Below are 12,599 nucleotides of genomic sequence, written 5' to 3' on the forward strand. Positions count from 1 at the left end.
AACAGCTTCAGGAAACTTTACTTCAAACTCCTTTTTTAATGATCAATTAAGAGCAGGTGTGGAATATGGTTTCAAAAGACTATTCAAGTTAAGAGCTGGATATGTTTATGAAAGTGGACTATATGATCCTGCGAAAAGAGCTACTGCATATTCTGGTTTGTCTGGAGGTTTCGGTGTTGATTTAAAAACAGGTTCAAAGGGTAGCCTAATTTCATTAGACTACTCGTACAGGAATACAAACCCTTTTGATGGTACCCATACCATTGGATTAAGGTTTCTCATGTAAATAAAACTTAAATCTTTATATTTGAGATAGAAAGGGGTCATAGAGAGACTCTTTTTTATTATATAAGTGTGATTCATATATTATTATGGCAGTTAGTTATTATTCAAAGCAGGGATTGGAAAATTTAAAGAATGATCTTCATCTGAAAAAGACAGTTGATCGTCCCTTTATTTCTAAACAAATTGCAGATGCTAGAGATAAGGGAGATTTATCTGAGAATGCTGAGTATCATGCGGCTAAGGAGGATCAGGCTTTGTTGGAGTTGAAGATTTCTAAGCTAGAAGAGCTAATGGCTAACGCAAGACTAATTGACGAATCTAAACTAGATACATCTAGTGTTGTCATCTCTTCAATAGTTAAGATCAAGAATATTGATAATGGAATGGAGATGTCCTATTCAATAGTTACTGAAAATGAGGCTAATTTTGCTGAAGGCAAAATTTCTATTGATTCGCCAATTGGGAAAGGATTGGTAGGGAAAAAACCAGGTGAAATAGCCAAAATAATGGTACCGTCAGGTGCTGAAATGAAATTTGAAATACTAGATATCTCGTTCTAGTATGTCTACAATATTTTCAAAAATAATTGCAAAAGAGATTCCAAGTTACTTTATAGCTGAAACGACAAGTTGTTTTGCGTTTCATGATATAATGCCGTTGGCTGTTGGGCATGTATTGGTAGTTCCTAAGTTAGAGGTTGATTATATATTTGATCTTGATGACGATTTGCTTTCTGAATTAAACGTTTTTGCAAAGAAAGTAGCTAAGGCTATTGAAAAGGCAGTTCCGTGTGAGAGAGTTGGTATTGCCGTTATTGGCTTAGAAGTGCCTCATGCACACATTCATCTAATTCCGTTAAATAGTGTTGAGGATATTAATTTTTCACGACCTAGACTTAAATTGTCCTCAGAAGAGCTGGAGGATATTTCTAGGAAAATAAAAAGGAAGCTAGGAAATTAGACTTTCCTATTTGGGTTGTTTTGAATAAAAGATTTCCACCCACTATAGTTGGATCCCGTTGATTGTTTGTCTCCTTGGAAATGATGACAAACTGCTGCAGCCAGCCCATCGGTGGCGTCAAGATCTGTAGGTAGGGTTTTTATCCCACAGAGAGTTTGAAGCATTTTGGCAACTTGTTCCTTAGATGCATTTCCGTTTCCTGTTATCGATTGTTTGATTTTTTTCGGTGCATATTCGGTAATAGGAACATTCCGGTAAAGCGCTGCTGCCATGGATACACCCTGAGCTCGTCCAAGTTTTAACATAGATTGAACATTCTTGCCGTAAAAAGGAGCTTCAATGGCTAAGCTATCAGGATTGAATTCATCAATTAGCCCAAGCGTCCTTTCAAATATTCGCTTTAACTTTAAAGCATGGTTATCTAATTTGTTTAGTTTGATAATACCTATACTGATTAATTCAATTTTATTTTTATCCACGCTAATAAGACCGTAACCTGTTATGCTCGTGCCTGGGTCAATTCCTAGAATAATTCGATTTGTTGACATATGTTAAGATCGATTGATTGAAAGTTATGAATTTATTAGCAAGGACCGTGACGCTTTTCGGTTAAATTAGTACTTATGGATTTGGTTATTATATTGTATTCAATATTATTTTTAATCGTCTTTCTTTATGCTATTCAGATTTGCCAATATCTGGTTGCATGGATGAAATTGGGTTCTTTCTCTAAAGTGGAAGTTTCGGAAGAAATAAAAGTTACCGTTATTATTCCTGTGCGAAACGAGGAGCGTTTCATTAGCGAATGTCTTCTTTCGCTTTCAAATCAAGTTTTCTCAGGAGATCGTTACCAGATTATTGTATGTGATGATGATTCGACTGATAATACAATGCATATGGTCAATCAGTTTATATTAGAGTGTGGTAATAAGAATATTGAGATGCTCGTTAATAATATCGATAAATATGGGAATGGAAAGAAAGGCGCAATATCAACAGCGGTTGAATTTGCCTCAGGTGAATTAATTGTTACAATAGATGCAGATTGCAGAGTAGGTGTTAACTGGCTGCAGAACATTGCTTCCTATTTCCAGCAAAGTAAATGTTGTTTTATTGTGTCACCAGTGAATTACTCGCCAACAGGTTCAATATTTGAAAAAATGCAGGGCCTGGAATTTCTAAGTTTAATAGGTATTTCTGGTGGCTCTATTGCTGTTGGAAAGCCGGTTTTATGTAATGGTGCTAATTTGGCATTTTCAAAGAAGGTTTTTAATGAGGTTAATGGATTTAAGGGCAATTTGGAAATTGCCTCTGGTGATGATGTATTTCTAATGATGAAAATTAAAAAGTTGTACCCGGGGTCGATTGGATTTTTAAAATCTCAAGATGCAATTGTATATACAAGACCGGTTCCAAACTTGACTTTATTTATCAGACAACGAATTAGATGGGCGTCTAAAACATTACAGTATTCAGATACTGATGTAAGCATGGTTTCCTTGATTACCTACTTTGCAAATCTTTCATTCTTAGTATCCGTATTTCTTTTGTTTTTTTCGGATACATTTGTGTATTGGTCCATTGGTATCATCGGGATGAAGTTATTGGCTGATTTTGTTTTTCTGTTTTTTGTAACTTCTTTTTTTGGAAGACGAAATTTATTGATTTACTTCCCTTTGGAAGAGGCATTTTATGCACTATATGTTGTTTTAATAGGTGCTTTTAGTCAGTTCGCAGGAACTAAATGGAAAGATAGGATTGTCAATTAAAAATGGTTTAAATACAATATGGAAGAAAAGTCGGTTTCATCAAGGTCATTAAGCTACCATACCTGGAAACGATTAGTGGGTAATTATCTATCGCTAATGGGGATAGTAATAATTGCTGTTTTTACTTTTGTTGCGTTACTTGGATATTTGATTTCCCCTGATAGTACACCAATGTCAAATGAAATGTCGCTACAGCTGGTGAGAATGCCACCTGGGTTTACAGCAACTATCCTAAAAGTCAGAAAGAACGAGAAAGAAGTTGAGTCGAATATTATTGAACAAATAATGTACGGCAAGTCTAGTGATTATCGTGTTTTTCCTATACAGGGTTATCGGATAGTAGATGGTCAGATAATAGTAGAGGAATTTACAGATAAGGGTGCCGGTTCTGAATTAACATTCAATTTAGTAGATGTGGTGTTTCCTTTATCCTATAACGAACCATTCATAGCTGATGGTAAAGGAAATTATGAAATAGTAACAGTTACTGATGAGAAGATTTCTATTTCTGAAGGAGAACTCAAAACCTTAATAGAGGCTAAGAATATATTAAAAAGAAAATATTGGCTTGGAACGGATACCTTAGGAAGGGATTTGCTTAGTAGGTTAATGTTAGGTACAAGGGTATCTTTAGCTGTTGGGCTTATATCTGTTTTTATATCTCTAGTTATAGGTGTAGTTGTTGGTGCGATAGGAGGATACTATAAAGGATTTGTAGATGATATTGTTGTTTTGGTAATAAATGTGGTATGGTCTATTCCTACATTACTTCTAGTGATTGCAATCACACTTATTTTAGGAAAAGGGTTTTTAGCTGTTTTTACTGCGGTAGGATTAACGATGTGGGTTGAGGTTGCTAGGGTTGTTAGGGGGCAAGTATTAATAATGAGAGAGCTTGAATACGTAGAGGCTGGTAGAGCCTTGGGTTTTACGAACATGAGGATACTTTTTAGGCACATATTACCAAATGTGATGGGACCGGTTATTGTGATTTCTGCAGCAAACTTTGCACATGCCATTCTTATGGAAGCGGGATTGAGTTTCCTGGGAATAGGAACACAACCTCCAACTCCTTCTTGGGGCTCTATGATAAAAGATAACCATGGTTATATTATAGTAGATGCAGCATATCTTGCAATTCTTCCTGGAGTTGCTATTGTGCTAATGGTTCTTGCATTTATGATAGTAGGAAATGGCTTACGAGATGCGTTAGATTCTAAGTCATCTGAGGGTGTTTCAGTATCCTAATAAAGGAGTTTAATTTATATTGACTTATCTATTCGATTTATTGTCTTTATTCAAAATAAATTAAATATATTTGCCGTCCTTTTTTACCCAATTAATGCGGATGTGGCGTAATTGGTAGCCGCGCTAGACTTAGGATCTAGTGTCGAAAGACGTGGGGGTTCGAGTCCCTTCATCCGCACTTTTTTTACCCAAAAGTTATAAATTATTTAATTCATGGAGATCGTTAAGGAAGACATAGATAAGCTAAATTCAGTCATTAAGATACAACTGAAACCGGCTGATTATGAGGTGAGTGTGAGTAACGTGTTGAAGGATTATCGATTGAAGGCGAATATGCCAGGCTTTAGAAAGGGTAAGGTTCCAATGAGTATGATTAATAAAATGTATGGTAAATCAGTGTTAGCTGATGAGCTTAATAAATTATTGAGTAATACTTTATACAAATTCATTGACGAAAATGAGTTGAAGCTATTGGGAAGTCCTTTGCCAAATGAAAGTAATGAAAAACTAGATCTAGATAAAGAAACTGAATTTGAGTTTAAATATGATATTGGTTTGTCTCCGGTCTTTGATGTAAATATCTCTGAAAAAGAAAAGTTTACGCGTTATGTTATAATAATCGATGAAGAACTTACTAATAAGTATGTTAAGGATATTACTAAAAGATTTGGTGGTGTTGCAGATACGGATATCTCCGATATTGACTCAATGATTCAATGCGACTTTCAGGAGTTGGATAAGTCTGGAGCTGCGTTGGAAGAGGGCATTACAAATAATGCTTCTGTTTCTGTTGAATTTGTTGAAGATTCAAAGTATCAGAAAAAACTTATAGGATTAAAAGTGGGGGATACCTTAAAGGTAGATCCAAAGAAGTTAAGTAAAGGAGATGCTGACCTTGCTGCAATGCTTGGAAAGACTAAAGCTGAAGTCGAAAACTTGAAATCAGATTTTCAAATAACTGTTTCGGGAATTAAGAAAGTAAATGCGGCGGAAATCAACCAAGAATTATTTGATAGAGTTTACGGAAAGGATGTTATAAAAACGGAGAAAGAGTTTAAAGGCAAAATTAATGATGAGCTTAAAGTTATGTTTGAGAAAGACAGTGATTTTAAACTTAGAAAGGACGTAAACGATAAGCTTCTGAGTAACTTGAAACTTGGTATTCCTGATGAGTTTTTAAAGAGATGGATTCTTAATTCAAATAAGAAGGAGATTACTAAAGAACAATTAGATTTAGAATATGATGGGTATGCTGAAAACTTAAAAGTTCAGTTGATTACTAGTAAAATTGCCAAGGAAAAAGAAATTAAGATCGAGGCGGAGGAGGTTACGGAATATGTGAAAGAGGCTACATTAAAGCAATACAAAGAAAATTATGGTATTGAGTTAACGGAAGAGCAACAAGCGGAAGTTATAAAGCGATTTATGGAGAACAAAGAAGAGGTTCAAAACGTATACGAGCGACTGATTGATGAAAAGCTAATGGATCTATTTAAAGGCACTTTTAATTTGAAGGATAAAGATATTTCCTATGACGATTTTGTTAAATTAGTAACAGAAAAGAAATCAGATTCCTTTTTTAAAGGATTAAACCCATTCAAATAAAAAGATCACATGTTCGATAAAGACGAGTTTAGGAAATACGCAATAAAGCATAGAGGCATTAGTAGTATTACTCTGGATAAGTATACTTCCGTTACGAACGGATATATATCACCAACAATTATTGAAGAGAGGCAAATGAATGTTGCCTCAATGGATATATTTTCTCGATTGATGATGGATCGAATTATATTCTTAGGAGTTGGTATTGACGACGATGTTGCAAATATTATTATGGGTCAACTATTGTTTTTAGAATCTGTAGACTCAAAAAAGGACATTCAGATATATCTAAACTCACCTGGAGGATCTGTATATGCAGGTTTAGGGATATATGACACAATGCAATATATAGCTCCGGATATTGCTACGATATGTACAGGTATGGCAGCCTCAATGGGTGCTGTTTTGTTATGTGCAGGTGCTGAAGGAAAACGAAGCTGTTTAAAACATAGTAGAGTAATGATTCACCAGCCAATGGGTGGAGCATCTGGGCAAGCTTCTGATATAGAAATCACGGCTGCTGAGATTCAAAAGCTAAAAAAAGAACTGTATGAAATTATTTCTGACCACTCTAAAACTGACATTAAGAAGGTTTATAAAGATGGTGATAGAGATTTCTGGATGACTTCTTCTGAAGCCAAAGAATACGGAATGATTGACGAAGTACTAGAAAGAAAAAAATAGTATTTAACTAAAAAACATGTCGGAAAGCGAAAAAGTAAAATGTTCGTTCTGTGGAAGAAATAAACAGGATACGGACGTATTAATTGCTGGAATAACTGGGCATATATGTGATAGTTGTGTTGTTCAGGCACAGAATATAATAAAAGAAGAAAAGCCAGAATCTACTTCCGACACTAATGTTGGTGAGCTACGTCTTCTTAAGCCTGCCGATATTAAAAAGCATATCGATGAATATGTAATTGGCCAGGAAGAAGCCAAAAAGGTTTTATCGGTGGCAGTTTATAATCATTATAAAAGAATTGCGCAAGAAGTTGATACGGAAGAAAGTGATGTAGAGATTGAAAAGTCTAACGTTATAATGGTTGGTGAAACAGGTACTGGAAAAACATTACTTGCCAAAACAATCGCGAAAATGTTAAATGTTCCATTTTGCGTGGCGGATGCAACAGTTCTTACAGAAGCTGGCTATGTTGGGGAAGATGTGGAAAGTATAATTTCAAGACTTCTGCAAACTGCCGATTACGATGTAAAGTCTGCCGAGAAGGGCATCATATTTATTGATGAGATTGATAAGATTGCTAGAAAAGGAGATAATGCATCCATCACTCGTGATGTTTCTGGTGAAGGAGTTCAGCAAGCTTTGTTAAAGCTTCTAGAGGGCTCTGTAGTTAATGTTTCTCCCCAAGGCGGAAGAAAGCACCCAGAACAAAAATTAATAGCTGTAGATACTAAAAATGTATTATTTATCTGTGGAGGTGCCTTTGACAGTATCGATAAGATAATTCAAAAACGTTTAAGGGTTAAAGCTATTGGTTATGATACTTCCAACGATATTGAAAAATATGATGAAGAAGAAATTCTTCAGTATGTATCACCACAGGATTTAAAAGGATTTGGTTTGATTCCGGAACTTATAGGAAGGTTATCTGTTCTAACATATCTTAGGCCATTAGATGAATTTGCGTTAAGAAGAATTTTAACAGAACCTAATAATTCATTGATTAAGCAGTACATAAAGCTTTTTGAGATGGATGGTATTAAACTCTCTATTGATAAAAATGTATTGGATCTTGTTGTTGAGAAAGCATTAGAATTTAAATTGGGTGCAAGAGGATTGCGTTCTATTTGCGAGGCCATATTATTGGATGCAATGTTTGATTCACCTTCAGACAGTAAGGTGAAGGAACTTAAAATCACCTTGCGATACGCTCAGGAAAAGTTGAATAAGGTTTCTGTAAATAAGCTAAAAGTAGCTTAGTCTTTACGCTTGTAGTGGATAAATGAATAGGAATAGGCATTTCGGCTGTCTTCACTATGAAACTCATTGCTCTCCTTGGTCCAGTCATCTAAATTGAATTTAGGAAAAGATATTTCACCTTCGAATTTTTGGTGTACCCGAGTTAAATATAAGTTGTCACACTTTTTTATTGCTTCCGTATAGATTTGGGCTCCGCCTATAATAAATACCTCTTCCTCATCTTTCCCTAAAGCAATTGCTGCGTCAAGTGAAGTTACGTTTTCGCAACCTTCACTAACAAAGTTTTCATTTCTGCTAATAACAATATTGGTTCTATTTGGCAAGGGGCGTCCTAGCGACTCGTAAGTTTTACGCCCCATAATAATATGATGACCGCTAGTAATTGCCTTGAAATGCTTAAGATCCGCAGGTAAATGCCAAATCATATCATTGTTATGTCCGATTACACCATTCTCTGCAACAGCTACAATAATTGATAGTTTCATTATACAGCTATGGGTGCTTTGATAGTCGGGTGTGCCTGATAATCAGTTAATTCAAAGTCTTCGTATTTGAAATTGAAAATATCCGTTACGTTAGGATTGATATTCATTTTAGGGAGAGGATATGCAGTTCGTTCGAGTTGCTCTTTGGCTTGTTCGAAATGGTTCGAATAAAGATGTACATCACCAAATGTGTGAACAAACACACCCAATTCTAAATTACAGACTTGCGCTAACATTTGAGTTAATAGGGCATATGAGGCTATGTTAAAGGGTACACCTAGAAAAACGTCAGCACTACGTTGGTACAGTTGGCATGAAAGTTTGTTATTGGCAATGTAAAATTGGAACAAGCAATGGCAAGGAGGTAATGCCATATTTTCAATATCGCCAACATTCCAAGCGCAAACAATGTGACGTCTAGAGTCAGGGTTGCTTTTTAAGCTGTTTACTAAATCTGTAATTTGATCGATGTCGCCGCTTTTAGATGGCCACGACCTCCACTGATGGCCATAGACTGGCCCGAGGTTTCCATTTTCATCGGCCCATTCGTTCCAAATAGAAACATTATTCTCCTTTAAGAATTTAATGTTGGTATCTCCTGTTAGAAACCACAGTAGCTCAATTATAATTGAACGGAGGTGCAACTTTTTTGTGGTAACCATTGGAAAGCCCTTAGAAAGGTCGAATCTTATTTGGCGACCAAATACACTTCTTGTACCGGTACCTGTTCGGTCTCCTTTATTCTCTCCGTTTTCAAGAATGTCTTTCAGTAAGTCTAGATAAACCTGCATGTTCTTTTATTTCTCTTTGAACATAGTGATTTTATCGCGTAAGGCTGCAGCGCGCTCATAGTCTTCTTTCTCAAGAGCCGACTTCAATTCTTTTTCGAGTTCTTTAACAGAGAGCTTTGAAATATTTTCAGAAGAGTCTTCAATAATGGGATTCTCTTTAAAATTGGTATCAGGTGATTCTGTAAGGTCATCTTCGTTAAGTACAATTCCTGATGCGGAGAGGATATCCTCATAAGTATATATATTGCAATTAAAGCGAACTGCCAGTGCAATAGCATCTGATGTTCTAGTATCGATCTCAACCTCTTCATCTCCTTTCTTGCATTTCATCTTTGAATGGAATACGCCTTCTTTTAAACTGTGAATTATTACTTCGGAAACTTTTATTTGAAATGAATCTGCAAAAGTTTTGAATAAATCATGTGTTAAAGGCCTGCTTGGTTTCATTTTCTCCAGCTCCAGAGCAATTGCTTGAGCTTCAAATCCACCTATGATAATAGGTAGGGTTCTGTTTCCATTAACCTCACCTAGAACTAATGCATATGCGCCTGCTTGTGTTTGGCTATACGATAACCCAGATATTTCTAGTTTTATTTTTTTCATCTATTTAAAAAGACACTTGTGGAGTTAAGTGCCATTTAGCTTTTACTAAGTTTAGTTCTATACAATTTCAATAATCTATATAAATAGATAAAGTACGTTCTGCTTTACGAGAATGATAACGTAAAGTTAGCTAAACTGAATCAAAATTCTGCAGGACTCGTATTCTAATCAATTGGAATAAATTAGTTTTACATAAACCTGATTTGCAATATAAATATTGTTTGTACCCATTTAATTAGAGATGCGAGAGATTCAATTTAGACAAGCCTTAGGAGAAGCAATGAGCGAAGAAATGAGACGTGATGAAAATGTCTATTTGATGGGTGAAGAGGTTGCTCAATATAATGGTGCCTACAAGGTAAGTCAAGGTATGCTTGATGAATTTGGTGCTAAAAGAGTAATTGATACACCGATTGCTGAGCTTGGTTTTGCAGGAATTGGAGTTGGTTCTGCAATGCATGATCTTAGGCCTATTATTGAATTCATGACTTTTAATTTTTCTTTAGTTGCGATAGATCAAGTAATTAATTCTGCTGCAAAAATTATGTCTATGTCCGGAGGTCAATTTAATTGTCCTATTGTATTTCGGGGGCCAACAGGTTCGGCAGGGCAATTGAGTTCTCAGCATTCTCAGTCATTTGAAAGCTGGTTTGCTAACTGCCCGGGATTAAAAGTTGTAGTGCCATCAAATCCAATGGATGCAAAAGGTCTGTTGAAATCGGCAATTAGAGATGAAGATCCTGTGATTTTCATGGAGTCTGAGCAAATGTATGGAGATAAAGGAGAAGTGCCTGATGGGGAATATCTAATTCCAATAGGTGTAGCTGATGTTGTTCGAGAAGGTACAGATGTAACGGTTGTTTCTTATGGTAAGATTATTAAAATCGCACATCAGGCCGCAATAGAATTAGAGAAAGAAGGTATCTCGATTGAGATAATTGACCTAAGGTCGGTTAGACCTATAGATTATAAGACAGTAATAGAGTCGGTTAAAAAAACGAATAGAGCAGTTATGCTTGAGGAAGCTTGGCCACTTGCCAATGTGCTAACAGAAGTAGCATTTAAAATTCAACGTGAAGCATTTGACTATTTAGATGCGCATATAATTCGAGTTAATCAGATGGATGTACCTCTTCCATATGCCCCCACTTTAATAGAAGCGTCACTTCCAAATGTCGGAAGATTGATTGCCGCCGTGAAGGAAGTGATGTACAAGTAGGGTTAAAAAGTTTGTATTCGCCCATAGATGTGATACATTTGTCGCCTTAAAATAAATTCAAAAACAAGCGTATGGAATCAATAGCTATTTATTTACCGATAATTTTATCAATATCCGGTCTTATCTATATGATGATTAAAAAGTCATGGGTAATGAAGCAAGATGCAGGTGATGGTAAGATGAAAGAAATTGCCGATCATATATATGAAGGCGCGTTGGCTTTCTTAAAAGCTGAGTATAGATTGTTGGCAATGTTTGTAGTTGGAGCAAGTATCGTATTAGCAGGTGTTTCAATGGTAGTTGAGACAACACACATCCTTATAGTAGTAGCATTTGTAATTGGCGCTATATTTTCTGCCTTTGCAGGAAACATGGGGATGAAAATCGCGACTCAAACAAACGTTAGAACAACACAAGCTGCAAAAACAAGTTTGCCAGATGCACTAAATGTGTCTTTCGGTGGTGGTACTGTTATGGGATTGGGGGTGTCAGGATTGGCTGTTTTAGGTCTAACCGCCTTTTTTATTCTATTCTATCATAAATTCATGGGTGGTGTGTGGACAAATACTACTGACATGACTGTTGTTTTGGAAACATTAGCTGGTTTCTCATTAGGAGCTGAATCTATTGCTCTGTTTGCTCGTGTTGGAGGTGGGATATATACTAAGGCTGCAGATGTTGGGGCTGATCTAGTTGGTAAAGTTGAAGCAGGTATTCCGGAAGATGATCCTCGGAATCCGGCGACTATCGCAGATAATGTTGGTGATAATGTTGGGGATGTAGCTGGTATGGGAGCAGATTTATTTGGTTCATATGTTGCAACTGTTCTAGCAGCGATGGTTTTGGGTAATTATGTAATTGAAGACATGGGAGGTGCAATTAATGATGCATTTGGCGGAATTGGACCGATTTTATTACCAATGGCAATTGCTGGTTTTGGTATTATCATTTCTATTATAGGTACGTTCTTAGTAAAGATCTCTTCTAATGATGCTAAAGAGAAAGAGGTGCAAAAGGCATTGAATATTGGTAACTGGGCTTCTATTGCATTAGTTGCTGTTTCGTGTTTTGTACTGGTGAAATGGATGTTGCCTGAAACAATGCAGATGTCTTTCTTTGGTGAAGGAATGCAGGATATTTCTTCAATGAGAGTATTTTATGCTTGTCTTGTCGGACTGGTTGTGGGTGCGGCGATATCTTCTTTTACAGAGTACTATACAGGTTTAGGTTCTGCTCCAATTTTGAAAATTGTTCAACAGTCTAGTACTGGTGCAGGAACAAACATAATTGCAGGTTTAGCAACTGGAATGATTTCTACTTTCTCTTCTGTGCTATTATTTGCAGCTGCAATCTGGACTTCGTATGCATTCGCAGGGTTTTATGGCGTATCGTTGGCAGCTTCTGCGATGATGGCTACAACAGCTATGCAGTTAGCAATTGATGCATTTGGACCTATTGCAGATAACGCAGGTGGTATTGCTGAGATGAGTGAACAAGAGCCGATTGTAAGGGAAAGAACGGATATTTTGGATTCAGTGGGAAATACAACCGCGGCTACAGGAAAAGGGTTTGCAATTGCTTCCGCAGCGCTTACATCGTTGGCATTATTTGCTGCATATGTAACTTTTACAGGATTCGACGGTATTAACATCTTTAAAGCCCCAGTCTTGGCTATGCTTTTTGTAGGTGGTA

General features: G+C 36.4%; 14 protein-coding genes and 1 tRNA gene. 11 read left to right on the forward strand and 4 right to left on the reverse strand.

Going from position 1 to position 12,599, the window contains the following annotated elements:
• From HRT72_08760 to HRT72_08770, 3 genes are all read left to right on the forward strand, one after another.
• On the forward strand, positions 1-286 hold a 286-nt coding region (locus HRT72_08760; GenBank protein ID NQY67797.1), incomplete at its 5' end, for a DUF3308 domain-containing protein.
• An 82-nt stretch (positions 287-368) separates the two neighbouring features.
• A complete protein-coding gene (gene greA / locus HRT72_08765; GenBank protein ID NQY67798.1) occupies positions 369-845 on the forward strand; it encodes a transcription elongation factor GreA in 477 nt (158 codons plus the stop codon).
• 1 nt (position 846) lies between these two features.
• A complete protein-coding gene (locus tag HRT72_08770; GenBank protein NQY67799.1) occupies positions 847-1,245 on the forward strand; it encodes an HIT family protein in 399 nt (132 codons plus the stop codon).
• On the opposite strand, the gene ruvC is transcribed toward HRT72_08770, so the two are convergent.
• Positions 1,242-1,793, reverse strand: a complete 552-nt coding sequence (gene ruvC / locus HRT72_08775) for a crossover junction endodeoxyribonuclease RuvC (protein ID NQY67800.1) — start codon at positions 1,791-1,793, stop codon at positions 1,242-1,244. The genes HRT72_08770 and ruvC overlap by 4 nt on opposite strands.
• A gap of 75 nt (positions 1,794-1,868) precedes the next feature.
• Between ruvC and HRT72_08780 the strand changes: the two genes are divergently transcribed.
• From HRT72_08780 to clpX, 6 genes are all read left to right on the forward strand, one after another.
• Entirely contained in the window at positions 1,869-3,014 is a 1,146-nt protein-coding gene (locus HRT72_08780; protein ID NQY67801.1) for a glycosyltransferase, read from the forward strand.
• Between the two features lie 18 nt (positions 3,015-3,032).
• Positions 3,033-4,262 carry an ABC transporter permease gene (locus HRT72_08785; protein ID NQY67802.1) on the forward strand — a complete coding sequence of 410 codons (1,230 nt, stop codon included), beginning with the start codon at positions 3,033-3,035 and terminating at the stop codon, positions 4,260-4,262.
• 96 nt (positions 4,263-4,358) lie between these two features.
• Positions 4,359-4,440: transfer RNA gene (locus HRT72_08790), tRNA-Leu, on the forward strand.
• A 35-nt stretch (positions 4,441-4,475) separates the two neighbouring features.
• Positions 4,476-5,867, forward strand: a complete 1,392-nt coding sequence (tig, locus tag HRT72_08795) for a trigger factor (GenBank protein ID NQY67803.1) — start codon at positions 4,476-4,478, stop codon at positions 5,865-5,867.
• Positions 5,868-5,876: 9 nt separating this feature from the next.
• On the forward strand, positions 5,877-6,551 hold the full coding sequence (clpP, locus tag HRT72_08800; GenBank protein NQY67804.1) for an ATP-dependent Clp endopeptidase proteolytic subunit ClpP: 675 nt from the start codon (positions 5,877-5,879) through the stop codon (positions 6,549-6,551).
• Between the two features lie 16 nt (positions 6,552-6,567).
• Entirely contained in the window at positions 6,568-7,809 is a 1,242-nt protein-coding gene (clpX, locus tag HRT72_08805) for an ATP-dependent Clp protease ATP-binding subunit ClpX (GenBank protein NQY67805.1), read from the forward strand.
• Here the strand turns inward: clpX and HRT72_08810 are convergent.
• From HRT72_08810 to HRT72_08820, 3 genes are read right to left on the reverse strand one after another with little or no spacing between them, the layout of a single operon-like run.
• Positions 7,806-8,294: a dihydrofolate reductase gene (locus HRT72_08810; protein ID NQY67806.1), complete on the reverse strand. Its 489-nt coding sequence runs from the start codon at positions 8,292-8,294 to the stop codon at positions 7,806-7,808. The genes clpX and HRT72_08810 overlap by 4 nt on opposite strands.
• Entirely contained in the window at positions 8,294-9,085 is a 792-nt protein-coding gene (locus HRT72_08815; GenBank protein ID NQY67807.1) for a thymidylate synthase, read from the reverse strand. Before HRT72_08815 ends, HRT72_08810 begins: the two co-directional genes overlap by 1 nt.
• Before the next feature lie 6 nt (positions 9,086-9,091).
• Entirely contained in the window at positions 9,092-9,688 is a 597-nt protein-coding gene (locus HRT72_08820) for a bifunctional nuclease family protein (protein ID NQY67808.1), read from the reverse strand.
• A gap of 241 nt (positions 9,689-9,929) precedes the next feature.
• Here HRT72_08820 and HRT72_08825 point away from each other — a divergent pair, with 241 nt between their 5' ends.
• On the forward strand, positions 9,930-10,907 hold the full coding sequence (locus HRT72_08825; protein NQY67809.1) for a pyruvate dehydrogenase complex E1 component subunit beta: 978 nt from the start codon (positions 9,930-9,932) through the stop codon (positions 10,905-10,907).
• 71 nt (positions 10,908-10,978) lie between these two features.
• The coding region (locus HRT72_08830; GenBank protein NQY67810.1) for a sodium-translocating pyrophosphatase at positions 10,979-12,599 on the forward strand (1,621 nt) is incomplete at its 3' end.

The sequence above is a fragment of the Flavobacteriales bacterium genome (assembly GCA_013214975.1).
Classification (GTDB): domain Bacteria; phylum Bacteroidota; class Bacteroidia; order DT-38; family DT-38; genus DT-38.